Origin of the sequence: Enterobacter sp. T1-1 (genome assembly GCF_000710795.1) — a bacterium.
Taxonomy (GTDB): Bacteria; Pseudomonadota; Gammaproteobacteria; order Enterobacterales; family Enterobacteriaceae; genus Enterobacter; species Enterobacter cloacae.
On the sequence record NZ_JALW01000028.1, the window covers coordinates 70293 to 96096 of the forward strand.

Sequence of the window (25804 nt, forward strand, 5' to 3'; positions counted from 1 at the left end):
GGATTAGCGCGGGCGAGGTGCTCGCCCGCGCTGAACTCAGAAGGTTTCCCAGTTGCTGTCGGTGGCGGTGCCTGCCGTGGCCGGGCGCAACAGCTGTGGTGTTTTCACATGCGTTGTACGGGGCGCGGTGGCCTGTTGTTTACCGTTCAGACGAAATGCCGCCACCGCCTGGCGCAGCTGTTCGGACTGATCTTCCAGCGCCGCTGCCGCCGTGGCGGACTGCTGCACCAGCGCGGCGTTTTGCTGGGTGACGCTGTCCATCTGCGAAACGGCCAGGCTCACCTGTTCAATACCGCGACTCTGCTCATCGGACGCAGATGAAATCTCGCCCATGATATCGGTCACGCGGGTGACCGCCGCCACAATTTCCTTCATCGTTGCACCGGCTTCGCTGACCTGCTCAGAGCCGGTATTCACGCGGCTGACAGAGTTCTCGATAAGGCCCTTGATCTCTTTTGCCGCCTGCGCGCTGCGGCTCGCCAGGGTACGTACTTCCCCGGCAACCACCGCAAAGCCACGGCCCTGTTCCCCGGCGCGTGCGGCTTCTACCGCGGCATTCAGCGCCAGAATGTTGGTCTGGAAGGCAATGCTGTCAATCACGCCGGTGATGTGGGCAATTTGCTGCGAACTGTCGGCAATTTCCGTCATCGTGCGGACAACGTTATCCACCACATGACCGCCGCGCGCCGCTGTCTCAGAGGCGTTTTTCGCCAGCAGGGTCGCCTGACGGGCGTTGTCGGAGTTCTGTTTCACTGTGGCGGTCAGCTCTTCCATGCTGGCAGCGGTCTCTTCCAGCGAGGCGGCCTGTTCTTCCGTACGGGCGGAAAGATCGTTGCTCCCGGCGGCAATTTCGCCTGCGCCGGTGTAGATGGAGTCGGTACTGCCGCGTACGGCGCTGACCGTGGTGACCAGAGATTGCTGCATCTCATGCAGACCGGCCGCCAGCTGGCCCATCTCATTGCGGCCAGAGAGGGTAATATCCTGCGTCAGGTCGCCCGCCGCAATGGTACGAATATGGTTCATAATGGTTTGCAGCGGTTTTAACAGCAGGTGCTGTAAACCCTGCCAGATCACCACCAGCACGGCGATAACGGCCAGGAATATAGCCGCCAGCGTCCATTGCATCTGGGTAAAGCTGCTCTGGTTCTCTTCGGCCGCGGCTTTCAGCAGCGTGTTGTTTTCGGCGCGCCAGCGGTTATAGACCGCTTCCATATCGTCCTGTGCCTGCTGCGCATCCAGATCGCCATAGGCCTGATAGTTGTCGGCACGCAGATACTCAATCGACAGACGCATCACTTCGTGCATCTGGTTCCAGGATTTCAGCATCTCGTCGGTTAGCGCCGCACTCTGGCCGTTAACCTGCGGCAGGGCCTGCCACTGTTTGTTATAGGCTTCTGCTTTAGCCAGAGAGTTGCCCGCGGTGCCAAGCAGTTTGTTGATCGCCTCAAGGGACGCCGGATCGCGCTGATTTTTCAGATAGCGGATGGCCACGCGCGTCACGGTAACGCGCGTTTTGATGAGGGTGTTAACGCTGTCGCTCAGGCTCTCCTGCTGGGCATTAAGCACCCCGGAGTTCTGGAAGTTATGGCGATCGTTGCTGACGGCAGAGTAGAACAACCCTCCCGTGACAACTTGTAGCAGGCAGAATATGGTGAGAGCAAAGATAATACCGGTAATCACGTGCAGATTTTTCAGCATAGCGGTCGTCCGTAAGAAAGTGCAGGGGTACACAAATACTATCGTCGTCTAAAATTTAAACTTTAATTTAACTCGCGCTTAACTATGGGTTCTGGTCGGGAACCTGTTGTAAATCCGGATCTTTTTTATGAGGAAGGTGAACATGAGCAGCATCGATAAAAGCGGGACATACGCGCTGGGCACACGCACGGTTAAACGGCTGGGTTACGGCGCAATGCAGCTGGCCGGGCCGGGCGTTTTTGGGCCACCGAAGGACAAAAATGCCGCGCTGGAAGTGCTCCGGGAAGCCGTGGCGGCGGGCGTGAATCATATTGATACCAGCGATTTTTATGGTCCGCATGTGACTAACCAGCTGATCCGCGAGGCGCTGCATCCGTACCGGGACGATCTTACCCTCGTCACCAAAATCGGTGCGCGACGCGATGATAAAGGCGCCTGGCTGCCGGCCTTTTCCGCCCAGGAGCTGACCCAGGCGGTACACGACAACCTGCGCAATCTGCAGCTGGATGTGCTGGACGTGGTGAACCTGCGGATTATGTTTAGCGCACACGGACCGGCGGAAGGCTCGATCGCTGAACCGCTGTCCACCCTGGCAGAGCTACAGCAGCAAGGGCTGGTGCGACATATTGGTCTGAGCAATGTCACCGCCACGCAGGTTGCCGAGGCGCAGAAGATGGTGCCCGTGGTGTGTGTGCAAAACATGTACAACATCGTGAACCGTAGTGACGATGCGCTGGTGGATTCGCTTGCGCAGCAGGGGATTGCTTATGTGCCGTTCTTCCCGCTGGGCGGTTTTACGCCGCTGCAATCTTCCGGGCTGCAGGCGGTAGCGGACGACCTGGGGGCGACACCGATGCAGGTTGCGCTGGCCTGGCTGCTACAACGTTCTCCGAACATTCTGCTGATCCCGGGAACCTCTTCCGTGGCGCATCTGCGGCAAAACCTCGCGGCAGGGGAGCTGGTGTTACCGCCTGACGCGCTGGCTACGCTGAATGCGCTAGTGTAACCACGTATAAACAGAGCCCGGAGGGATCCGGGCTTTGTTATTTAACGATCGGCAGATCGGAATAGCGCGTGGTGTAGCAGGGCGACAGCATATCCCGCTTCATCGCCCAGGATTTCACCGCCCCCTGGCCCGCAAACCACACAGACCCCCGGCCTGAACGGTTAAGGCGGTCGATAACCTGCATCAGGGCTGTACTGTCTGGCCGCGGTGGGTGTTCATCGAACAGGCTAAGTTGCGCCACGCCCTGACTGAAAAAGTCACTGAGCATGACGCCCGCTTTCATATAGCGATGCCCCTCTTTCCAGATTCGGTTTAATGACTCGATAGCTACCCTGATAATATCCCGCGTATCGTTGGTGGGGATCGTCAGCTTGCCGGAGGCCTGGTTACCATAAAAAACCTCGTCCTCCGCATGCGGGCTGGTGCGAATAAAGACGCTGATATAGCAGCAAAACTGTTTCTCTTCGCGCAGCTTCTCGGCGGCGCGTTCGGCATAGGCGCAGATCGCCTGGTGCATATCGTCATACCGGGTGATACGGCTGCCGAAGGAGCGGCTGCAGATGATTTGTTGCTTTGTTGGCGAAAACTCTTCCAGCGCCAGACACGGTTCACCGCGTAACTCGCGGGCGGTTCTTTCCAGCACGACATTAAAGTGTTTACGGATCACCCAGCTTGAACATTCCGCCAGATGCAGGGCAGTCTCGATCCCCATCAGATTCAGTTTTTTGCTGATCCTGCGCCCGACACCCCACACTTCGCTGACCGGTACCAGTGACAGCAGTTTACGCTGACGATCGATATTCGATAAATCCACCACACCGTTGGTTTTCTTCCAGGTTTTGGCGGCATGGTTAGCCAGCTTGGCTAAGGTTTTGGTGGGCGCGATACCGACCCCGACCAGCAGGCCGGTCTCTTTGTACAGGCGCTGGCGGATAGCCTGACCGAACGCCTCCAGAGACATACACTGGCTGACGCCCGTCAGATCCAGAAAGGCTTCATCAATCGAGTAGATCTCCACTCTCGGGGCCATCTCTTCGAGAATGGTCATCACCCGGCGGCTCATATCCGCATACAGCGCATAATTGGAGCTAAAAACGTGTACCTTCTGGCGTCTCAGCTCATCCTTCAGCTTGAAGTAGGGACCAGCCATGCCGATCCCCAATGCTTTTGCTTCTGCTGAACGTGAAATGATACAGCCATCGTTGTTTGAAACGACCACCACGGGTTTCCCCTTAAGATCGGGCCGAAACGCCGTCTCGCAGGAGGTGTAAAAACTGTTTACGTCAACGAGCGCGAACATGGCGGTTAGCTTTCAGGGTAAACGTCACAACGCCGAAGATCTCCAGCTCGTCTTCTGCGGCAAAAACGACCGGTGCGTAGTCAGGATTATGGGGGATGAGCTGAAGACGCGGATGCGTTTGCAACTCCTTCACGGTAAATTCGCCCGCGACCGCCGCAATCACAATATCGCCATGAACGGCGTTTAACGAACGGTCAACCACCAGCAGGTCACCATGGCTGATGCCTGCGCCGATCATCGAATCACCGCTCACCCTGACAAAATAGGTCGCGCTGGGGTGTTTGATCACCAGCTTGTTCAGATCAAGGCTATCCTCGACATAATCCTGAGCAGGGCTGGGGAAGCCACAGGGCACCCGCTCCATAAACAACGGAAGCAATAGCGTGGCATCAGGCCCCAAAGGAGAGATCAACTGCATAATGGTTAACTCATATTACTGTGTTTATATACAGTATTCATGATTAACCAGAACGATCAAGAGACGGGAGGGGAATTTTCCGGAACTCGTTGAAAGTCGAAAATTTTTAGTTCAACAAGGCGCGCTGGCGAGTATGCATTCTGGAATGTTTAATTTTTCTTAATTATTTCAGGCAGTAGCTGTTCTATAACCCCCACAACGCTTCTGACCCTGTGTGGAATAAAGCGAGCGTCCGGATAAACCGCATAGAGAAAGCGGTCGGGTAACCGCCACGCGGGGAGTACCTGCACCAGCGTACCGGTTTGCAACGCCCGTGCCGCGAGCGGTAGTTGCATACCGCCAATACCCATGCCTGCCTCCAGCGCCTGTAACAGGGCGTCGCTGGTATTGGCGCGGAAAACGGTATTCACTGCAATATCAATCGTTTCGTCATCAGAAACCAGGCGTAAGGGAGCGTCCAGCGGGATGCCGCTGAATCGCACGTGGGGAAGCGCCGCCAGCGCGTACACGGACTCTACCGGCGGGAATGACGGGGCGGCAAAGAGCGGCGTTTCAATGCGTGCCAGTACGCGTGCGGCATGGGCTTGTGGAGGCTCCGCGCTCAGCCGAAGCGCCACATCCACCCCTTCGGTGACCAGATCGGCGATGCGGTCATCAAGCGAAACCTGCAGATGTAATTCAGGATTCATGCGCTGTAGCGTCAGCAGGCGCGGCAACACGAGCTGGCCCAGGCCGCTCGGCAACTGCACATGTACGGCCCCCTGATATTGATGCTCAACCGGGTTCAGGCGTCGCTCTGCTTCCTGCATGGCCTCCAGCACAAGCTGCATATCCCGCCGGTAACGCTCACCCTGCGCGGTGAGTTTCATCCTGCGCGTTGTACGATGCAGCAATACCACACCGAGCTCTTCCTCAAGGGCGGCGATCTGCTGGCTGACGGCGGACTGCTTGATCCCGGCCAGGCGAGCGGCAGCGGAAAAGGAGCCGGCTTCGGCGACGCGCAGAAAGGTGGAAATGGCGTTGAGCTTGTTATTCATTTCGTGATTCTGCTTATAAATGCCATCGGATTCGGGAGATATATCAGAAAAAAATAATAGATCACACTGTGTCTGTCACCCCTTTCGGAGAAACACCATGAATAAGACGCAGCAACACAGGGTCGCACTGGTCGCTGGCGCCAGCGGGATTGTTGGCAACCAGCTGGTCAAAACGCTTTTGCGTAATCAGTGGGAGGTTATTGGCCTGAGCCGCCAGGCGGTATCTCACCCTGAAGGCATTGCGATGGTTAATGTTGATTTACTGGATGAGCAGGACAGCGCGCGGGCACTGTCATCGCTCAGCGGGATCACTCATGTGTTTTACAGCGCCTGGGTCAATGCCGCGAACTGGACAGAGATGGTTGAACCGAACGTCACCATGCTGCGCCATCTGGTCAGTAACCTCGAAAACACGGCGCCCCTTGAGACGGTCAGCCTGATGCAGGGCTACAAAGTCTACGGCGCGCATCTTGGCCCGTTCAAAACCCCGGCACGTGAAAGCGATCCCGGCGTACCGGGCGCGGAGTTTAATGCGGCCCAGCTCAGGTGGCTTAGCGATTTTCAACGGGGAAAAGCGTGGCACTGGAGCGCCATCCGGCCGGGCGTGGTGGGCAGCACGGTGCCGGGTAACGCCATGAATCTTGCCCTGAGCATCGCGCTGTTCGCATCGCTGTGTAAGGCGCTGAATTTACCGCTGCGTTTTCCCGGCGCCGAACAGACCTGGCACAGCATTGTTGATCATACAGACGGCGAATTGCTGGCAGAGGCGACCGTGTGGGCCGCCACGTCGCCGGTAGCAGAGAACCAGGCATTCAATGTGAATAACGGTGATATCTGGCGCTGGAGCGAGCTGTGGCCACGCATTGCACACTGGTTTGAACTGGAGTCTGCCCCCCCGGTCCGGCTCTCATTTCAGCAGTTGTTTACGGACTACCGCACGGTATGGCATGAACTCGCCGCAGCTCGCGGGCTGGTGGAAAGCGATATTTTGCAGCTGAACGACGGACAGTTTGCCAACTTCGTGTTTGGCTGGGATTACGATATGTTTGGCGATGGCAGCAAGCTGCGTCGGGCCGGGTTCACCGCCATGCGGGCCACCGACGAGATGTTTTTCAGCCTGTTCGCACAGCTCAGGGCGGCACACATTATTCCCTGACAGGGGGATGTTGTTCTCAGGAACGAACCCGTTATACTCGCTCATGACTGTGATCAACGGGATTGGTGAATATGCGGGAAGCAATCAGCATTTTATTAATGGCTCTGCCGGTTATTGGGTTATATCTGGTGATAAGGAATGGCGTGAGGTCATTTCGCCAGCCAAAACGCATCGTTTCAGATGCCCAGGGCAAGAAGAAAATATCCACTAACCCGTGGTTTTTTGATTGTTTTTCCCGCAAGGTTTATTTTTATGATGAGCGATATTTTTATGAAATTCAGAAGGATAGAACCACTCAGATTGAACTGGCCAGGATAGTAAATATTAAGCCGGGATCGACGATGGTCAATAATCGTCGGATCTGGTCAGTAAGCTATGTTGAAAACGGAAGGGAAAAACAGGTGCAGTTTTACCCGAACGTAACGATGTTTAATCATAATTTCTCTGCTTTTTTGATAGCGGTAAAAAACGCCAATCCACACGCCGATATTAAAGATCTTTCCGTTTTCAATTTCTGAATGCCACCATGCGGCATTCAGAGACGATCCAGCCAGTCACTAACCATTAACGCATCGACGCTCTGAACGCGGTACCCGCCAGCCCGTGATAAATCGCGACGATGCACATCCAGCGCATTGATCAGACCTTCGGCCTCCTGGCAACGAAGGAGGACACCAGATCCTGCTGGGCAATATGCTGAAGACCATCACCGCAAATGGCACAAAGACACAGCAACTGGCGGAAGAGGATATTGCTGAGGTCCTGAGAACCCATTTTGCGCTGACGGCCGCGTAACGGATCGGGGGACAATTTCGCTTACAGCACAGACCGGGTTTTATACGCTGTGCCGGTTGCGTAAACCGTCCCCCCACTGTAATAACAGACTGAACGACGCGGGCAGTACCGTGAGTGTGACCAGCGTCGCGACCAGCAACCCCCCGATAATGGCATACGCCATAGGTCCCCAGAATACCTGGTGCGAGATGGGGATCATGCCCAGAATGGCGGCACAGGCGGTCAGACAGATAGGTCTGGCCCGGTGCTCTGCGGCTGCGATAATGGCGGCATCGTTCGTCATCCCCTGAGCCAGATTGCTGTCAGCTTCGCCGAGCAGGATCACCGCGTTACGAATGATCATGCCCGCCAGCGCGATCACGCCCAGCAGGGCGACGAACCCCATCGGTGTTCCACCCGGCAGCATCGCCAGAACGATGCCCGGTAAGCCAAACGGGGCCATGAACAGGGCCAGAAACATCCGGGAATAGCGTCGTAGCTGAAGCATCAGCAATAACAACATAATGACCAGCGTCACCGGAAGAACGGTAAAGACAGAGCGGTTTCCTTTATCGGATTCCGCAACCGCGCCGCCTTCCTCAATACTGTAGCCCGCAGGCAAACGGGCACGCAGTTTATCCACTGCCGGGCGCAGCGCGGCGGAGACGACCTCGGCTCTGAGTCCCGGCGCAAGGTCAGTTTGCACGGTGATAAACGGCAGGCGCTGACGACGCCAGACAACCGGATCGTCCACACCCCAGACCGGCGTTGCGACAGCACTGAGCGGAATTTTTTTGCCATCGTTCCCCTCAACGGTCAGTGACGACAGTGTGGCCAGATTAAGACGTTCACTGTCTCTGGCGCGGAGCACCACATCCACCAGCCGGTCATTATCCCGTATTGAGGTCACGACGCTGCCGGACCAGACCGTATTCAGCGTCCGGGCCAGACTTTCTGACGACACGCCCGCAGCCCGGGCTGCCGTCTGATTCACCTCAAGGGTAATCACTCTCTCCGGTTCACCGGCGGTCTGGTTGACTTCACGTGAGAGCGGTGACCGGCCAATCACTTCCGTCAGGTGATTCGCCAGCGCCCGAACCTTCACATAGTCCGGCCCGCTAACCCGGTATTTGATTGGCCAGCCGACCGGGGGGCCGAGCTCCAGGGGCGATACGCGTGTGATGATGTCGCTAAATTGCGTCGCCAGTATCTTGTTCAGCTGTGCGTGCAGACGGTCGCGGGCGGCGAGGTTTTTCGCGACCACCACCAACTGGGCACTGTTTTCATTCTCCAGCAGCACATCCATTGGCAGATAAAAACGGATAGCGCCCGATCCTACGTATGTTGAGTAATGATCGATATTGCTATTGTCTGCCAGCGCCTTCTCCAGCTTTTCGGCCTCTCTTTGCGTTTCCGGCTGTGAGGCGTTGGCCGGAAGCGTCAGGCTCACCAGCAGCTCTGGTCTGTCGGAAGCGGGAAAAAACTCACCCTGCATAAATGTCGTCCCGTATATGGACAAAACCAGTGCGGCAAGGGCGCAAAGCACGGTGGTGAGTCGGTGGCGCAATACCTTACGCAGCAGCCAGTGATACCCGCGTGCGAGCCGCCCCGGGCCGGAGGCATGATGCCTGACGTTCTCCGGCAGCAGCCATGTTCCGGTCAGCGGTGAAAACAGGATCGCGACCACCCATGAACACAGCAGGGCAATCAGCACGACCGCAAACAGAGAAAAGCAGTATTCACCCGCGCTGGATGCCGCAAAGCCGACCGGAATAAATCCGGCGATCATCACCAGTGTGCCGGTGAGCATCGGGAATGCCGTCGTGGTGAACGCCCGGGTTGCCGCTTGCCGACGGGAATCGCCAGCTTCCAGACGAGAAACCATGGTTTCCACGGTGATCATGGCGTCATCCACCAGCAGACCCAGCGCAATAATCAGTGCCCCGAGCGAGATGCGCTGCAGGCCAATCCCGGCCAGCATCATTCCGGCGAAGGTCATGGCCAGAACCAGCGGGATTGCCGCAGCCACAACCAGCCCCGCCCGTAGCCCCAGAGAGACAAATGAAACGGCCAGGACGATAACCACCGCTTCAATAAGGACCCTGATAAAACCGCTCACCGCGTCGCTGACTACCGCGGATTGATCGGCGACCTTCACCATCTCGATACCGTGCGGTAGCACGGCGCTGAGGGCGGCCACTCTTTGATTCAATGCGGCGCCAAAGCGCAGCATATTGCCTGTTGGCGCCATTGAAATCGCCAGTCCGATGGCCGGTTTTCCGTTAACCCGGAACGCCGGTGAGGGCGGTTCGGCGCTTTCCCGGGTGAGGGTGGCAATGTCAGTCAGGGGGATATAACGATTGTTAATATGCAGCGTGACCGCGCGTAAACTCTCCTCTGAGCTGAGCGCACCGCTGACGTGGAGTGCGATGTTCTCCTGCCCCGTGCGTATGATGCCCGCCGGGACGACTGCATTCTGCGCCCTGAGCGCCTCCGCCACCTGCTGAATATCCAGACCCATCCCCGCCAGACGGGCCGGGGAAAAGGCCAGAACCATCTGTTCCTGCTGTTCACCCAGCAGGGTGGTTTTGCCGATATCCGGCAGGGACATCAGTTCCCGACGCAGTGTCTCCACCCGATCCCGAACCTCCCGCAGGGTATAGCCTTCGGGGATGAAGCCATAAATTGTGCCGAACGTGTCGTCAAATTCGTCGTTGACGTCAGGACCCTGAACGCCTTCTGGCAGGGACGGGGCGATATCCTGCATTTTCTTCCGCACCTGGTACCAGATATCCGGCACCGTTTGCGGCGGCGTGTCATCGCGCAGATTGACATGAATAACGGTGCGTCCTGCCCGGGTTTCGCTTTCGATATAATCAAGCCAGGGGATCTCCTGTAACTTTTTTTCAAGCGTATCCGTCAGCAGACGGGTCGTGTCCGCTACCGATGCCCCCGGCCATTGCGCGGAGACCACGGCCGTTTTGATGGTAAACGCCGGATCTTCGTTGCGCGGCAGGCGCTCGTAACAGAACACGCCCATCGCCATCACCAGCAGCATAAAGAAACTGACCATCTGCTGATTTTTAAGCGCCCAGGCGGAGAGGTTAAATGTCTCTTTTGTGCTTCTCATGTTCATGGCTGCTCCTCCCCGGCAATCACCTGTTCTCCTGAGCGTAATTTGCTCACGCCAGCCGTAATCACCCTGTCACCGGGCGCAAGACCGGAGGCGATGATGACGGAGGAGGCCGTGTAACGTGCAGGCACAACCACGCGCAGTTGCGCCTGAGATTGCCGGTTGATTACAAATACAGCGGGCTTGTCTGCGTAACGACTCAGTGCCGACGCAGGAAGGACGTAACCGCACGCGGCACTGGAGGGCAAGATTACGGTGACGCTGGCACCCAGTGCCATGGCGGCGGGCGAGTTGTTCAGGGTGGCTCTGACCCGCCAGGTACGGGTCAGGGGATCGGCCTGAGGTGTGATATCGCGTAACAGAGCTGAAGCATTGACCGTCGGGTCGCTGAGCAAGGCGACGCGGAATTCGGCCTTATCCGGTGAGGGGATCTCATCAGGCGCGGCAACATCAAACACCACATCGCGGGCTTCACCGGTCGCCAGCGTCAGCACCGACTGGCCTGCGCTAAGAATCTGGCCCGCAGAGGCGCTGACCGCGGTAATGATACCTTCCTTCGGCGAGAGAAGGCGGGTCCAGCCCAGACTTTCCCGGGCGTTGCGCAGTGCCGCCTCGCTACTTTTCAGACGCGCGCTGGCGACAAGCCAGTCTGCACGGGCTGTGTCGAGTTGTGTGCGGGCTATAGCGCCGGTGGGCATCAGCGTTTGCATTCTGTTGACGTTGAGCGCGGCAATCTGCGCTGAGGCTTTGGCACCCTCATAGTCAGCGGTGGCCGCGTCGAGCTGATTTTGTCCGGTGGTATTGTCGAGGGTCGCCAGCAGTTGCCCGGCGGTAACCCGGTCGCCAATATCGACGACGCGCGTGAGGATCCTGCCCCCGGTACGGAAACTCAGCGTCGTCTCATCATGGGCAAGGATCTCACCGGTTCTTTCCAGTGCTGGCAGCGTTTTCGCTGAACCCACCACACTGTAGCGTACCGCCCGCACGGGGGGCGGCGTGTTTTCGTGTTTATCGCCGCAACCGGTTAGCGGGAAGATAGCCAGGGCAAGTATCACCAGGGGAATAAAGTGTAGCCAGGAAAGGGTGCGCGCCACGCTGTATACATGATGCAGGCTGTGGCGGAGGGAGAGAATGAATTCGTCTGACATAACGCCGCTCCAGAAAAGGGATGGCGTTATTTAATCGGCTGTTCATCGAGAAAGATTCGATGTTGTGTCAAGGGTTTATCAAGAGCGGGAATTTTCCTCGTCACAAGCGCGCCAGGGCAGCTGGATGCACACCAGAAGCCCTCCGGTTTCTGGTAATGACGCGCTAATACTTCCCCCATGCGCCTGACAAATCGCCTGCGCAATTGATAAACCGAGGCCGCTGCCACCGGAGTGCCGGGCGCGTGATTGTTCCTCGCGGCTAAATCGCTTAAACATGTCCGGTAAAAAGTGCTTTGATACACCCGGACCGTCATCGGCGAATTCGAGGGTGTACTGTCCCTGGGCATAATGCAGGGTCACCTCCAGATGGCCGCCCTCGCGTCCGTAGCGGAGTGAATTCTCCATGAGGATCGTAAATACCTGTCCCATACGGAACGCATCGCCTCTGAAGGGGCATGCGCGCGGGTTACGCAACGTTATCGTAAAATTTTGCGCATCGGCCTGCGGGGTTATCCAGTCTGCCCGCTCCTGAATCAGCTCATCCAGACGGAATGGCCTGTCTTCAAGCACAAGATTTCCCGCATCAGCCAAAGAGAGAAGGTGCAATTCATCGGTCAGCCGGTTGAGGTGCTGGAGCTGTTTCATCACCATCCCCAACTGCTCCGGGGTGGCGTCAAACACGCCGTCCATCATACCCTGCAGACGTCCAATGGCTGCCGTCAGGGGAGAGCGCAGCTCATGTGCCATGGCAACGTGCGAGGCGCGAAGCTCCTTTTCATAGCGAGCCAGTTGTCCGGTCATGGTATTAAAGTCAGCCGCAAAACTGATCATTTCTGCGGGCGCATCTCTCACCAGCTCTGCCTGTCGGCCAAACTGTCCATCGGCCACATCTTTGGCCGCATCACGAAGACAGCTGAACTGCAGCGCCAGAGGGCGCGCGTGCTTAAGTCCCATTACCACAATGAAGGGGATCATCACCAGCACCAGCAGAGCCACGGTGACCCAGTCAGCCGAGGCGATAGATGGGGTGGAATAACTGAGCCCCCACCAGCTGTCTACAATATCGTGAAAGCGGGCCGGGTTTGACTGCGGATTCTGGCTGAGCGTGAGAAACTCCTGCCGGACCGCTGCGGGCATTTTGCCCATTATCCAGTAGTTCTGCACGGCGTAACGCAGCCACATACAGGCTGCTATAACGATCACGCTGCCAATCGCCAGCGCCAGGATGCGCGCGCAAATCCAGCGCCAGAGGGAGGAATGACGGGTCTTTATCATGGCTGTCTGAACCTGTAACCCACGCCGCGAACGTTAACCAGCACGCCGGAAAGACCCGCGGCTTCGAGTTTTTTACGCAGGTTATAAATATGGGTATCCACCACCCGCTCCAGGGCCTCGCTTTCCGGCAAACAGTGCTCCAGTAAATATTGACGGGAAAAAGGACGCGAAGGTGAACGCATCAGCGTGGTCAGTAGCGAAAATTCCGTTGGGGTCAGATCCAGAACCCGCGGCGTGTTGTCATCATTGATGATGCTCGCCACGATGGCCGTGACATCCACCTCCAGCGTCTGCCAGCGGAGGATCTCTTCTTCGCGCGTGTTTTTATTGCTCCGGCGCAGCACCGCCTGCACCCGTGCCACGACTTCACCTGGATGATAGGGTTTAACGACATAGTCATCAGCCCCGTATCTCAACGCGCCGATGCGATCGGGCGTATCGCCCATAGCCGTCACCATGATAACGGGCACATCGCTTTTGCGACGCAGGCTGGCCAGCACCTCAGTTCCGTTGAGTCCGGGAAGCATGACATCCAGCAAGACAAGATCGGGTTTCCAGCGTTGCGCCATCTCCAGCCCGGCCAGCCCGTCCCCCGTGACGTTCACATCGTAATTTTCACGGCGTAAATAGGCTTCAAGTACGCCAGCCGCATCGGCATCATCTTCAATAATCAGCACTCTTCTGGACAACATCTGTTCACCTTGACCGTTTCTTAACACTATCCCGACTATTCATTGATTTAGCCAAATCATACTGCGCACAACGTAGAAGTGGAGACCAGTATGATAGCGAGAAAAAAAGCCCTGTATATGACCGTTCCGTTTCTGATGACGGCAGCATCCGGCGTACACGCCGATGAGGCACAAACGTCTTCCGACTATTTGACGATTGGGGCAGGAGGACGCTATGCGCCTCGTTATTCAGGCTCTGACAAGCAGGTATGGCAAGGGGGGCCGGTTTTACAGGGGCGCAAAGGTGCATTCTTTATTGATGCGCAGAAAGGCATTGGATATGACCTGCAAAATGACAGCGGCGTGTACCTTGAACATACGCTGGGTTACGACTTGGGTAGGGCGGACGAAAACGCCAGCTGGCGCGAGGGAGCGAATAATCTGAAAGGGATGGGAGAGATCGATACCAGCCTGAATACCGGACTGGCGGTCGGCTGGCAAATCACTTCCTGGCTGAGTGTGGAAGGCAAAGCGACCCTGCCTGTAACGGACAGTCAGGGGGTAAACTACCAGGCCTCTGTTACGCTGCTCCCTCTACAAACCAGTCAGGACACGATTGCTTTTCAGTCTGCATCCCTGTTTGGCGACAGCCGTTACCTCAATACCTGGTATGGGGTCAGTCAGCAGCAGAGTCAGCGCTCCGGTTATAGCCGTTATTCAGCGCCCGGTGGATTCTACGGTATAGACAGCAGCCTGACATGGAGTCATCAGTTCGATACCCATTGGGGCACGGTACTGAGTGCCGACTACACCTGGCTTGGGGAGCATGCAAATAACAGCCCGATCGTATCGCGACGTAACGAAGGCGCTGTCACCGCCGCCATCACCTGGACATTCTAGTGTGGAGGTGAGAGATGCGATCTTCCTCGGCGTAGCCGGGGTAATCATTACGGCCATCTATGTCATTACCTGGTACGTCTATGTATACGGGTGAACAGAGCTGGCCGGAGCGAGAAAATTCCTGGAAGATTATTTCTTCTTGTTCATCATCGCTTTCAAATCAGCAAACGGATTAAAGGTGGCGACACCCACATCTTTTTGCGCGTCTTCTCCCGCGACAACGGTGGTGCCGTACTGATCCGCCTCGGTGTACTTCGAGTGTTCATGATCGTGGCAAAACAGGCACAACAGCTCCCAGTTACTGCCATCTTCCGGGTTATTGGTATGGTCGTGATCGATATGGTGAACCGTCAGTTCCCGAAGGTTGGAATAGACAAATTCCCGTGAGCAGCGCCCACAGACCCATGGATAAATTTTTAATGCTTTTTCACGGTAGCCGCTTTCCAGCCGCGCGTAGTTTTTAGGGATCAGAGCCATTGCCGGTTTTACCTGCCAGGAAAAGAGTGAGCGAAATTATATCCCATTATGGAACGCAATAGCGATCTGCTCAGGTCAGTCAATTTATTTGACGCTTTCCGTTAAATAAACGGCATTTATTGTTGCCTGGTAATGCGTAGAGTAGAAGAAACGCAACACATTCTCAGGATTACCCCTTATGAAAAAGATCGGATTTTTATCATTTGGTCACTGGACGCCGTCGCCGCAGTCCGGTACCCGAACCGCAGCGGACACGCTGCTGCAGTCCATCGACCTGGCCGTGGCCGCTGAAGAGCTGGGTGCCGATGGCGCTTATTTCCGTGTGCACCACTTTGCCCGCCAGCTCAGCTCGCCGTTCCCCTTGCTTGCGGCGATAGGCGCAAAAACCAAAAACATCGAAATCGGTACCGGCGTGATCGACATGCGGTATGAAAACCCAATGTACATGGCGGAGGATGCCGGGGCGGCGGATCTGATCTCTGGCGGGCGTTTGCAGCTGGGAATTAGCCGCGGCTCGCCGGAGCAGGTGATTGATGGCTGGCGTCACTTTGGCTATGTCCCGCAGGAAGGGGAAAACGAATCGGATATGGCGCGTCGTCATACCGAGGTGCTGCTTGAGATGCTGCGCGGAGAAGGGTTTGCGAAACCAAACCCGCAACCGATGTTCCCGAACCCGCCGGGCCTGCTGCGCCTGGAGCCTCATTCCGAAGGTTTACGCGACCGCATCTGGTGGGGCGCCGGTTCAAATGCAACGGCGGTCTGGGCCGCAAAACTGGGCATGAACCTGCAAAGCTCAACGCTGAAAGACGATGAAACCGGCGAGCCGTTCCATATTCAGCAGGCAAAACAGATCCGCGCGTATCGTCAGGCCTGGGCTGAGGCGGGCCATACCCGTCAGCCGCGCGTGTCGGTGAGCCGCAGTATCTTTGCCCTGATGGACGACCGTGACCGGATGTATTTCGGGGCCAGCCGCAACGACAGCGATAGCGTGGGCTATCTGGATGAAAAAACGCGGGCGATTTTCGGGCGCAGCTATGCGGCAGAGCCCGACAAGCTGGTTGAACAATTGAAGCAGGACGACGCGATAGCCGAAGCGGATACCCTGTTACTGACCGTACCGAATCAGCTTGGTGTGGACTACAACGCGCATGTGATTGAGTCGATCCTCAAACATGTGGCGCCAGCAATGGGCTGGCGCGAGTAGGTAAACTAACGGTTGCTCAGCCTCTGTGACTCATATCGCTCAGCAGTACGGCGATACTTTGCCCGCCCGCCGTCTGCTCAAGCGCAATCTTGACGATGATGGTCAGCGGAACGGAGAGCAGCATGCCAACGGGGCCGAGCAGCCAACCCCAGAATATCAGGGATAAAAACACCACCAGGGTCGAAAGCCCGAGCCCGCGTCCCATCATGCGCGGTTCAAGAATGTTTCCGAAGACCAGGTTAATCACCAGATAACCGGCCAGCAGAATCAGGGCATCATACAAACCACTGAAAACCAGCACCTGCAGAATAGGCGGGATGGCCGCCAGCACGGAACCGATGTTGGGAATATAGTTAAGCGCAAAGGCGAGCAGTCCCCAGATGAACGCAAACCGCACATCCAGCGCAACCAGCATGCCCCAGACAACGCACCCGGTGACGAGACTGATCGCCGTTTTCAGCACCAGATAGCGGGAAACACTGTCCAGTGCACGCTGAATCGCGCCCATGCCTTCCACCGGCCGAACCATTATATGCTGTAGTTTGGCAGGCAGTTGCGGCACCTCCAGCAGCATAAACACCACGGTTAAAAACAGCAGGAAAATAGAGGTCATGGCGTTGGAGAGTTGCGCCAGCAGGCTGGTGACGAGGGTCATGGCTGCGTTGGGGTCGATATACTTCAGCAGTTCCTCCACGGAGACCTCAATGCCCGCGCGCTGCAGCCAGGGTTCAATCTGCAACAGCGGTATCACCAGCGACGAGCGGTATTTCGGCAGCGTGCGCGCCAGTTCATTCAGGGATGTGCCCAGATAGGCGACCAGCAGCACCATCGCGATAATAATGATGCTGATGAGCAGGGTGATCGCCAGCACGCGCGGTATGCGTATCCGCACCATGCGCTGAACCAGCGGGTTAAGGATCACTGCAATAAACAGCGCCAGAATAAAAGGCACGATAATATCGGCGGCAAAACGAACGCCCGTCAGGATGATCACCAGCATACCGAGCATGATGACAATCTTGAGGCCGTTCAGGGTAATGATGGGTTTAGCCATGGCAATTCCTGCGTATTTTTTTATTTATAATAAAGGCGAAAGGCGTTTAATAAACTAACCAAAATCAAACGGCCTCGGTAAAGAATTGAAAAGACTTTGAGTAAAATCCTGGCTTATGGTACAAATTTAGCGTGTTTAACTACCGAGGACAATTTTGATCCGCAAAGACGAGAAGCAACACCGCGGATAATTGTAATTTTATGGACAATTTGTTCAGGACGTATTCTTCAAACCATACTGCTGTATTCTCCACCTCTTTCTTCCTTCTGTCCGGTGAGCAACACTGGCGCAACGCGCTATAGTCACGTCTTCTGCCTGAGCTGGCGCCATGCGCTTAGCTATCTGATTTAATTTCCTTTTTTGGGTTTGCTGTTCGCAGCGAGCCGCGATGGATTATATTCTCAAGCAGGAGAAAAACATGTTTTACTGGATTTTATTAGCCCTGGCTATTCTCGCTGAAATTACCGGCACGCTGTCTATGAAATGGGCAAGCGTCAGCGATGGCAACACCGGTTTTATTTTAATGCTGGTGATGATTTCGCTTTCCTATATTTTCCTCTCGTTTGCGGTGAAGAAAATCGCGCTGGGGGTGGCTTATGCCCTCTGGGAAGGTATCGGTATTTTGTTGATTACGCTGTTCAGCGTTTTGTTATTTGACGAAACCTTATCAACAATGAAGATCGCCGGATTGACGACGCTGGTAGTCGGGATTGTGCTGATTAAATCGGGTACACGTAAACCGACAAAACCGCAGAAGGAGCAGACCCATGCAGCAGTTTGAATGGATCCACGCGGCCTGGCTGGGGTTCGCCATTGTTCTGGAAATTCTGGCGAACGTGTTTCTGAAATTCTCTGATGGTTTTCGCCGTAAAGTTTACGGTCTGATGTCGATTGCCGCTGTGCTGGGGGCGTTTAGCGCCCTGTCTCAGGCGGTCAAAGGTATCGATCTGTCAGTGGCCTATGCTCTGTGGGGCGGGTTTGGTATTGCCGCGACCCTGGCAGCAGGGTGGGTGCTCTTCGGCCAACGGTTAAATAATAAAGGCTGGATCGGCCTGGTATTGCTGCTGGCCGGTATGATTATGATAAAACTCGCCTGATGACGTCAGGCGAGGCGGCGCTGGCCTGTTATTGTGCCAGCGCTTCCAGCTTGTCGCGAAAACCGGTCACCGAGAGAGCACGGTTATCCGCGCGCCATCGGTCTTTGGCCGCCGGGGCTGAACTCTGCACACCAATCAACTGCCAGCCGTTATCCGTTTTCAGCATCAGCGGTGAGCCGCTGTCGCCCGGTAACGTATCGCACTGGTGAGAGAGCACGCTGTTTTGCGCCCAGCCCGTCACAATGCAGTCGGTGTGGGTGTACAGCGTATCCAGATGATCGACCGGATAACCGGATTGCGTCACCTTGCGATCGACGGCTTTCAGCGCGGCGGTCAGCGCGGCTTTATCGCCATCAAACAGGGGCAGAGGAGTGATGCCAGAAGGCGGGTAGCGCAAAATGATGAGACCGAAATCCCAGGAGGCCGCAGCGGGCGGGACTATCCAGCCGTCGCCGTCCGGTTTCAGGCGCTTACCCAGCGAAGGGTCAACCCGGCCTTCAATCCCGTGAATTTCATAGCGCCACATCCCTTTCTGAGACACAAATCGCAGTACCACGGCTTTGTCGGGTTTGCCGTCCGGCGGCGTCAACAGGCAATGGCCTGCGGTCAGGGCAAGCTGAGGGGTAATCAACGTGGCGGTGCATAAGTTACCGCTGGCGGTTTCCAGTTGCCCGATGGCATCCCACGGGGCCTGGGTAGGATCGGCGACACGCGTACGATCATCATGACCGAAAAACAGCGTTTTAAGCTCTTTCGCGCTAATGGTGTCATCATCGCCATCATCCGCATGCGCGAATCCAGAAAAAAGAGCAAACGTTCCCAGTAATAACACAACAGATTTACGCATATCACACTCTGGTGGGGGTAATTATGATTATTAAAAGTGAACCCTATGAAAATACTATAGACGGGACAGCGCTAAAGTGGGAGTAAAATCAGCGTGCTACGATCAGGAAAGATAAAACTGGCTTGCGATGAGCGCGCATAAAATAAGCAGGATAAGGATCAACTCAAACCGATAGCGTCGCAGCATACGCCCTCCGGATAAAAAAACGGCGCTGTATTGAAAGGTTCAGCGCCGGTTTACCAACGTGCCCCGAAGGGCACGGTTTAGCTTGTACTCTTACGCAGCTGGCTGAGCAGCTGGTTTAGCAGCTTCGTGTTTTACTGCTTTTTTGTGATGCTTTTTAGCGGCCTGAGCTTTCTGCTCTACAGCGGGTTTAGTCGCTTTTTTGTGGTGCTTTTTGGCGGCCTGTGCTTTCTGCTCAACAGCAGGTTTAGCGGCGTCTTGTTTTACGGCTTTTTTGTGGTGCTTTTTAGCCGCCTGCGCTTTTTGCTCAGCAGCAGGTTTAGCGGCTTTGTGATGTTTCTTGTGGTGTACCGTTTTTGCCGGTGCAGCGGTGGTTGCAGCAGGTGCAGCGGCAGCTGGAGCAGTTGCAGTAGTCTCAGCAGCGAACGCAGCAGAAGACAGACCCATAGCAGCGGCAACAACCAGAGCTAATACTTTATTCATGTTCATACCCTCGAATTTGGTTTTTCATTTAACCCCACTGCGGGGCCGTTGAAATAACTATATCCCTGTAAATTCGGGGTTTCCGTGAGTGATTGGTATCGGCGTGTAACCGTTTGTACAACGCCGGGGGCTTTCCCCGGCGTGGGTCATTACAGGTAACGCGAGGTCAGGTGTTCACGGAAGTAGCGGATATTCAGATCTTCTCCCGTCGCCTGGGTGATCAGCTGTGATGTGGTAAACCGGCTGCCGTGTTGCCAGACGTTCTGGCGCAGCCAGTCAAACAGGGCCGACAGATCCCCGTCAGCGATAGAGGCCTGCAGACCTGGCAGCGCCGTTTTCGCGGCATGGAACAGCTGCGCGGCGTACATCGCCCCCAGCGTATAAGACGGGAAGTAACCGAATCCGCCGTCGGTCCAGTGGATATCCTGCATACAGCCGTTGCGGTAGTTGTCTTTGGTGGATAACCCGAGCCACGCCTGCATTTTCTCATCCCACAGAGCCGGGATGTCCTCCACCTCGATATCGCCATTGATCAGCGCCCGCTCAATCTCATAGCGCAGCACCACGTGTGCCGGGTAGCTCACCTCGTCAGCATCGACGCGGATATAGCCCGGCTTCACGCGCTGGTTCCAGGCGATAAAGTTCTCTTCGCTAAACGCCGCCTGGCTGCCAAAACGGGCATGAACGGCAGGGAGGAGATGTTTCAGGAACGCCTCGCTGCGGCCAAGCTGCATCTCAAAGAACAGACTCTGGGATTCGTGGATTGCCGTTGAACGCGCCAGGGCAACGGGCTGACCGGCCCACGCGCGCGGCAGGTTCTGTTCGTAGCGCGCGTGTCCGGTTTCGTGGATCACGCCAAACAGGGCGCTGAGGAGTTCATCTTCGTCATACCGCGTGGTAATGCGCACATCTTCCGGCACGCCGCCGCAGAACGGGTGCGCGCTCACGTCCAGACGACCGCCATTGAAATCGAAGCCGAGCATCTTCATGGCCTCCAGCCCCAGCTCACGCTGCGTTGCCGTCGGGAAGGGGCCCTGAGGCGGAACGAATGTCTGCCTGGCCTGCTTGTCGACCACGTTTGCCAGCAGATCCGGCAGCCACGACTTCATGTCGGCAAAGAGCACGTCCAGACGCGCGCTGGTCATGTCTGGCTCAAAAATATCCAGCAGCGCGTCGTAAGGTGAGCAACCTTTTGCCTCCGCGCGCAGACGCGCCTCTTCACGGCTGAGTTTTACCACCTCTTTCAGATTGGCGGAAAAGCCTTGCCAGTCATTGGCCGGACGCTGGGTACGCCAGGCGTGCTCACATTTGCTGCCCGCCAGCGATTTGGCTTCCACCAGCGATTCCGGCAGCAGCGAGGCCTGCTGATATTGACGCGTCATTTCACGCAGGTTGGCCTGTTCGACGTCATTCAAATCTTCACCTGCCGCTGCAGCCAGCCATTCACCCACTTTTTTGTCGGTCAGGATCTGATGTTGCAGGACGCTCATCTCCGCCAGCGCTTCACCGCGCGCGGCGCTGCCACCGGGCGGCATCATGGTGAACATGTCCCAGCTGGCGATGGAGGAGAGGTGCGAGAAGCGGGAGAGACGCTGGAAGGTTTTCACAAGTGACTGATAGGCGGATATTTTTTGCAATTCTTATTTCCTCTTGCCAGGGATGTGTTTCAGGGAGCATACAATGAAACAGACCAAATTCCCCAGCATTTCCCACACGGAGGAAATCTAAGCCGATCTCCGCCGTTGAAACCGTCTCCGGAATGCCGGGAGACGGTTTTCGGTGGTTACTTAGGTCTTATCACGCATAACCTGTTGCAATATCGCCAGCGCCTGGGTGAACTGGGCATCCGGAATGGTCAGCGGATAAAGGAAGCGGATCACGTTGCCGTACTGGCCGCAGATCAATAACAGCAGGCCCTGGGCGAGTGCTTTTTGCTGGATCGCCTGCGCGATGGCGGCCGAAGGTGCACGGCTCTCGGGATCAAAAAACTCCGCCGCAATCATCGATCCTCTTCCCCTTATCGCCACGAGCGCAGGGAAGGTGCCCTGAATCTCTTCCAGGGTGGCTTTCAGTCGATCGCCCAGATGCCGGGCGCGGGCGCACAGTGACTCGTTGTCGATAATATTCAGCACCGCGTGCGCGGCGGCCACCGCCAGCGGGTTGCCTGCATAGGTCCCCCCCAGACCGCCGGGCGCCGGCGCGTCCATGATTTCGGCGCGACCCACCACGCCGGACAGCGGCATTCCGCCTGCCAGGCTTTTCGCCATCGTCATCAGGTCGGGCTTGTCCGCGTAGTGTTCCATGGCAAACAGTTTCCCCGTACGGGCGAAACCGCTCTGTACTTCGTCGGCAATCATCACGATCCCGTGTTCATCACAGATACGGCGGATGGCGGCCACCAGATCTGGCGGGGCGACGTTGAATCCGCCTTCACCCTGAATGGGTTCAAAAATAATCGCCGCTACCTGTTTCGCCTCAATGTCTGCTTTGAACAGACGTTCTATCGCCGTGATGGCATCCTGCGTCGTGATGCCGTGCAGCTCCGAGGGATAGGGCACGTGATAAACCGACCCCGGGAAGGGGCCAAATCCCAGCTTATAAGGCGCGACCTTGCCGGTTAATGCCATGGTCATATAGGTTCGGCCGTGAAAGCCTCCTCCGAAGGCAATCACGCCCGGTCTGCCGGTGTGGGCCCGGGCGATTTTAATGGCATTTTCCACCGCTTCCGCGCCCGTTGTGAAGAATGCCGTTTTGGCCGGGCTCTGCACCGGAGCCAGCTCGTTAAGTTTTTCGGCTAATGAAACGTAGCTTTCATACGGCACAATCTGGTAGGCCGTGTGGGTGAACTGGTGAAGCTGTTTTTCCACTGCGGCCACCAGTTCAGGATGACGATGGCCGGTATTCAGTACCGCGATCCCGGCGGCGAAATCAATATAGTCGTTGCCTTCCACGTCGGTAAGCGTGGCATTCTCCGCCGTGCGGGCAAAGAAATCACACATTACGCCTACGCCGCGCGGGGTGGCAGAAAGTCTACGCTGATGAAATTCCTGGTTACTCATGTCAGATACCCTTTTGTCGAAACGCTCATACGCCAAGACGATCGCGCAGGCTGTAATACGCCGCGCCCATCGCCGTGAATGGAATCCGCAGGCTGCGACCGCCCGGGAAGGGGTAGTGCGGAAGGTTGGCAAACGCATCAAAGCGCTCAGCGTCACCGCGCAACAGTTCCGAAATCAGCCGTCCGGCCAGGTGGGTGCAGGTGACGCCGTGGCCGCTGTAGCCCTGCATGTAATAGATGTTTTTATCCAGACGACCAAACTGCGGCATGCGCGACAGGGTCAGCAGGAAGTTGCCCGTCCAGCGGTAGTCGATTTTGACACCGGCCAGCTGTGGGAAGGTTTTCAGCAGCTTTGGCATCACCAGACGCTCGACATCGTCCGGATCGCGCGCGCCATAGACGACGCCACCGCCGTACAGCAGGCGGTTGTCGGCGGTAAGACGGTAGTAATCCAGCAGGTAGTTACAATCTTCCACGCAGTAGTTATTGGGGATCAGCGTGCGGACGACCGCTTCCGGCAGCGGGGCGGTGGTCACAACCTGAGTGCCGCAGGGCATGCTGCGTTTTGCCAGTTCCGGTTCTATCTTATCGCCCAGGTAGGCATTCCCGGCGACGATCACGTAGCGGGCCGTCACCTGGCCATGCTGCGTGCTTACCACCGCCGGGCTGGTGTGCTGAATGGCGGTCACCGGGGACTGTTCATACACCCGCCCGCCGTTCAGGCGAATCGCGTCCGCTTCGCCGATCGCCAGGTTCAGTGGATGAATATGCCCCCCGCTGCGGTCCAGCAGCGCGCCGGTATAGCGTTCGCTGTCGACTTCCCGGCGGATGGCACTGGCGTCCAGCAACTCCAGCTGCGTATTCCCGTAGCGTTCCCAGTTGGCTTTTTGCTCCTCCAGCGTCTCAAGTTGCTTATGGTTTAGCGCCACAAACAGCCCGCCGGGACGATAGTCGCACTGGATCTGATAGCGCTGGATACGCTCCCGGATGATCTCCCCGCCTTCAAACATCATGCTCCCGAGGACTCTGGCGGCATCGGGTCCGTAGTTTTTCTCAATCACGTCGATATCGCGGCTGTAAGAGTTAACCAGCTGGCCGCCGTTGCGTCCGCTGGCGCCGAAGCCGATGCGCGCCCCTTCAAGGAGCACCACGTCGTAGCCCATTTCGGCGAGATGCAGCGCGGAGGAGAGGCCGGTATAGCCGCCGCCCACCACGCACACGTCACAGCTGATCGACTCGTTAAGCGTCGGGAAAGGTTCGTAAGCGTTCGCGCTGGCCGCGTAGTAGCTGGTGGTATGTTCGGTCATGATTGAGACTCCAGGGCAATCCAGATGGTTTTCAGTTCGGTAAATTTTTCCAGCGCGTGCAGGGACTTATCGCGACCGTTGCCGCTCTGCTTATAGCCGCCAAAGGGTACGGTCATATCGCCGTCGTTATAGTTATTGACGAAGACCGAGCCAGCTTTCAGGCGGCGGCTCATGCGGTGCGCGCGGGAAAGATCGCGGGTCCATACCGCCGCGCCAAGCCCATATTCACTGTCGTTGGCCAGCGTTAAGGCTTCTTCTTCGGTTTTAAAACGGGTGACGACCAGCACCGGCCCGAAAATCTCTTCCCGACACAGCGGGGAGGCAGGGTCGATGTCGACAAAAATGGTGGGACCGACTGCACAAGGCCATGCTTGTTCCCGCCCGTCCAGCAGCAGCGTACCTTTTCGGGTTCCCTCGCGAATAAACGTGTGGACGGTATCGGCATGTGCAGCGTCGATGAGCATGCCCATCGTGCTGTCAGGGTTGAGCGGATCGCCCGGCTGCCAGTGACGGGCCTGCGCTTTTAGCTTTGCCAGAAAGTCGTCGGCGATGCTGTCTTCGAGCAGCAGGCGGGTACCGGCGATACAGACTTGCCCCTGGTTATAAAAAATCCCGGCGGCGGTCGCGCTCACGGCTTTGTCGAGGTCCGGACAGTCGGCAAAGATAATGTTGGCGCTCTTGCCGCCCGCCTCCAGCCAGACGCGCTTCATGTTGCTTTCTCCCGCGTCCTTCAACAGCTGCTTGCCGGTACGGGTAGAGCCGGTAAAGGTCAGCACCTCGACTTCTGGATGCAATGCCAGCGCCTGGCCCGCTTCGTGGCCGTAACCGCTTATCACATTCAGCACGCCGTCCGGCAGGCCTGCCTCTTTCGCCAGCCCGGCCAGCCGCAGGGCGGTGAGTGGTGATTTCTCCGACGGTTTCAATACCACGCTGTTGCCCGCGATCAGTGCCGGGCCCAGCTTCCAGCAGGCCAGCAGCAGCGGGAAGTTCCAGGGAACGATGGCCGCAACCACCCCGATCGGCTCGCGCACGATCATCGCCAGTTCGCCCGGCCCCGTAGGTGCCACTTCGCCGTAGACTTTATCCGCCGCTTCGGCGTACCAGCGAATGGCACGAGCCGCGCCGGGAATATCGTCGCGCAGGCTGTGGCGGATGGGTTTACCGGTGTCCAGTGTTTCCAGTAAGGCCAGCTCTTCGCCGTGGCGTTCCATTAAATCGGCGAGCTTATTGAGCACGGCCTTGCGCTGCGTCGGAGACGCCTGCGACCAGTCACCGCGCTCAAATACCTCACGCGCCGCCTGAACTGCACGGTCCACGTCCGCCTGCTTGCCCCGGGCCACGTTCGCCAGCGTCTGTTGTGTCGCGGGATTGACGGTTTCAAACGTGGCATTATCGGCGGCGTCACAATAGGCACCGTTAATAAATAACCGGGTCTCAATGGCGCTGTTTTTTGCTTTATCCTGCCAGTAAGTCAGGTGCTGAAAATGCATATTCACTCCTTTCTTTCGCAATCAGATAAATAAGGTCATGGCCGTTTCAGGCAATACGAAGCCGTGGGGCATCCCGGGAATTAACCCG

Annotated in this window: 23 protein-coding genes and 1 pseudogene; 8 read left to right on the forward strand and 16 right to left on the reverse strand. The window is 56.8% G+C overall.

The genetic code is table 11. The features are described 5' to 3' along the window. Nucleotides 1-36: 36 nt before the first annotated feature. The gene (gene tcp / locus AK59_RS0111365) at nt 37-1698 is read right to left on the reverse strand and encodes a methyl-accepting chemotaxis citrate transducer (RefSeq protein ID WP_013096858.1); all 1662 of its coding nucleotides are present in this window, start codon (nt 1696-1698) and stop codon (nt 37-39) included. A gap of 142 nt (nt 1699-1840) precedes the next feature. Between tcp and AK59_RS0111370 the strand changes: the two genes are divergently transcribed. Beyond that, nucleotides 1841-2704 carry an aldo/keto reductase family oxidoreductase gene (locus tag AK59_RS0111370; protein WP_013096857.1) on the forward strand — a complete coding sequence of 288 codons (864 nt, stop codon included), beginning with the start codon at nt 1841-1843 and terminating at the stop codon, nt 2702-2704. Nucleotides 2705-2741: 37 nt separating this feature from the next. Here the strand turns inward: AK59_RS0111370 and umuC are convergent, their stop codons facing one another. The 3 genes from umuC to AK59_RS0111385 all read right to left on the reverse strand — a co-directional run bounded on the left by umuC (nt 2742) and on the right by AK59_RS0111385 (nt 5459). Continuing rightward, on the reverse strand, nt 2742-4004 hold the full coding sequence (gene umuC / locus AK59_RS0111375; protein WP_023620348.1) for a translesion error-prone DNA polymerase V subunit UmuC: 1263 nt from the start codon (nt 4002-4004) through the stop codon (nt 2742-2744). Next, on the reverse strand, nt 3988-4422 hold the full coding sequence (gene umuD / locus AK59_RS0111380; protein ID WP_029882790.1) for a translesion error-prone DNA polymerase V autoproteolytic subunit: 435 nt from the start codon (nt 4420-4422) through the stop codon (nt 3988-3990). The genes umuC and umuD overlap by 17 nt, the downstream gene beginning before the upstream one ends. Before the next feature lie 149 nt (nt 4423-4571). Continuing rightward, the gene (locus AK59_RS0111385) at nt 4572-5459 is read right to left on the reverse strand and encodes a LysR family transcriptional regulator (RefSeq protein WP_029882791.1); all 888 of its coding nucleotides are present in this window, start codon (nt 5457-5459) and stop codon (nt 4572-4574) included. 97 nt (nt 5460-5556) lie between these two features. Between AK59_RS0111385 and AK59_RS0111390 the strand changes: the two genes are divergently transcribed. Next, nucleotides 5557-6615, forward strand: a complete 1059-nt coding sequence (locus tag AK59_RS0111390; protein WP_029882792.1) for an SDR family oxidoreductase — start codon at nt 5557-5559, stop codon at nt 6613-6615. Between the two features lie 71 nt (nt 6616-6686). Beyond that, complete coding sequence (locus AK59_RS0111395) at nt 6687-7133, forward strand: hypothetical protein (RefSeq protein ID WP_029882793.1); 447 nt, start codon at nt 6687-6689, stop codon at nt 7131-7133. Between the two features lie 317 nt (nt 7134-7450). Here AK59_RS0111395 and AK59_RS0111405 read toward each other — a convergent pair whose 3' ends face one another. The 4 genes from AK59_RS0111405 to AK59_RS0111420 form a co-directional block, all read right to left on the reverse strand. After that, a complete protein-coding gene (locus tag AK59_RS0111405) occupies nt 7451-10525 on the reverse strand; it encodes an efflux RND transporter permease subunit (RefSeq protein ID WP_029882794.1) in 3075 nt (1024 codons plus the stop codon). Continuing rightward, nucleotides 10522-11670, reverse strand: coding sequence for an efflux RND transporter periplasmic adaptor subunit (locus AK59_RS0111410; protein ID WP_029882795.1), 1149 nt, complete (start codon nt 11668-11670; stop codon nt 10522-10524). The genes AK59_RS0111405 and AK59_RS0111410 overlap by 4 nt, the downstream gene beginning before the upstream one ends. A gap of 78 nt (nt 11671-11748) precedes the next feature. Further along, nucleotides 11749-12945, reverse strand: coding sequence for a sensor histidine kinase (locus tag AK59_RS0111415; RefSeq protein WP_029882796.1), 1197 nt, complete (start codon nt 12943-12945; stop codon nt 11749-11751). Further along, nucleotides 12942-13637 carry a response regulator gene (locus AK59_RS0111420; protein ID WP_013096847.1) on the reverse strand — a complete coding sequence of 232 codons (696 nt, stop codon included), beginning with the start codon at nt 13635-13637 and terminating at the stop codon, nt 12942-12944. The genes AK59_RS0111415 and AK59_RS0111420 overlap by 4 nt, the downstream gene beginning before the upstream one ends. Nucleotides 13638-13727: 90 nt before the next feature. Between AK59_RS0111420 and AK59_RS0111425 the strand changes: the two genes are divergently transcribed. Then, entirely contained in the window at nt 13728-14516 is a 789-nt protein-coding gene (locus tag AK59_RS0111425) for a MipA/OmpV family protein (RefSeq protein ID WP_029882797.1), read from the forward strand. Nucleotides 14517-14645: 129 nt separating this feature from the next. Here the strand turns inward: AK59_RS0111425 and yajD are convergent, their stop codons facing one another. Beyond that, a complete protein-coding gene (yajD, locus tag AK59_RS0111430) occupies nt 14646-14993 on the reverse strand; it encodes an HNH nuclease YajD (protein WP_006808895.1) in 348 nt (115 codons plus the stop codon). Nucleotides 14994-15171: 178 nt separating this feature from the next. Between yajD and AK59_RS0111435 the strand changes: the two genes are divergently transcribed. Then, the gene (locus tag AK59_RS0111435; RefSeq protein WP_013096845.1) at nt 15172-16197 is read left to right on the forward strand and encodes an LLM class flavin-dependent oxidoreductase; all 1026 of its coding nucleotides are present in this window, start codon (nt 15172-15174) and stop codon (nt 16195-16197) included. Between the two features lie 16 nt (nt 16198-16213). On the opposite strand, the gene AK59_RS0111440 is transcribed toward AK59_RS0111435, so the two are convergent. Further along, nucleotides 16214-17251, reverse strand: a complete 1038-nt coding sequence (locus tag AK59_RS0111440) for an AI-2E family transporter (protein WP_029882798.1) — start codon at nt 17249-17251, stop codon at nt 16214-16216. Between the two features lie 131 nt (nt 17252-17382). Here AK59_RS0111440 and AK59_RS1000000125465 point away from each other — a divergent pair. From AK59_RS1000000125465 to mdtI, 3 genes and pseudogenes are all read left to right on the forward strand, one after another. Further along, a pseudogene (locus AK59_RS1000000125465) lies at nt 17383-17553 on the forward strand (protein YdgV). 116 nt (nt 17554-17669) lie between these two features. Next, entirely contained in the window at nt 17670-18032 is a 363-nt protein-coding gene (gene mdtJ, locus AK59_RS0111445) for a multidrug/spermidine efflux SMR transporter subunit MdtJ (protein ID WP_029882799.1), read from the forward strand. Next, nucleotides 18019-18348, forward strand: a complete 330-nt coding sequence (gene mdtI, locus AK59_RS0111450) for a multidrug/spermidine efflux SMR transporter subunit MdtI (protein ID WP_013096842.1) — start codon at nt 18019-18021, stop codon at nt 18346-18348. The genes mdtJ and mdtI overlap by 14 nt, the downstream gene beginning before the upstream one ends. Nucleotides 18349-18376: 28 nt before the next feature. On the opposite strand, the gene AK59_RS0111455 is transcribed toward mdtI, so the two are convergent. The 6 genes from AK59_RS0111455 to puuC form a co-directional block, all read right to left on the reverse strand. Beyond that, on the reverse strand, nt 18377-19195 hold the full coding sequence (locus AK59_RS0111455) for a trypsin-like serine peptidase (RefSeq protein ID WP_013096841.1): 819 nt from the start codon (nt 19193-19195) through the stop codon (nt 18377-18379). Nucleotides 19196-19471: 276 nt separating this feature from the next. Next, on the reverse strand, nt 19472-19861 hold the full coding sequence (asr, locus tag AK59_RS0111460) for an acid resistance repetitive basic protein Asr (RefSeq protein WP_013096840.1): 390 nt from the start codon (nt 19859-19861) through the stop codon (nt 19472-19474). A 149-nt stretch (nt 19862-20010) separates the two neighbouring features. After that, nucleotides 20011-21498, reverse strand: a complete 1488-nt coding sequence (locus tag AK59_RS0111465; RefSeq protein ID WP_029882800.1) for a carboxypeptidase M32 — start codon at nt 21496-21498, stop codon at nt 20011-20013. 150 nt (nt 21499-21648) lie between these two features. Beyond that, complete coding sequence (puuE, locus tag AK59_RS0111470) at nt 21649-22920, reverse strand: 4-aminobutyrate transaminase (protein WP_029882801.1); 1272 nt, start codon at nt 22918-22920, stop codon at nt 21649-21651. 25 nt (nt 22921-22945) lie between these two features. Further along, complete coding sequence (locus AK59_RS0111475; RefSeq protein ID WP_013096837.1) at nt 22946-24226, reverse strand: NAD(P)/FAD-dependent oxidoreductase; 1281 nt, start codon at nt 24224-24226, stop codon at nt 22946-22948. Beyond that, the gene (puuC, locus tag AK59_RS0111480) at nt 24223-25716 is read right to left on the reverse strand and encodes an aldehyde dehydrogenase PuuC (RefSeq protein WP_029882802.1); all 1494 of its coding nucleotides are present in this window, start codon (nt 25714-25716) and stop codon (nt 24223-24225) included. Before puuC ends, AK59_RS0111475 begins: the two co-directional genes overlap by 4 nt. Between the last annotated feature and the right edge of the window lie 88 nt (nt 25717-25804).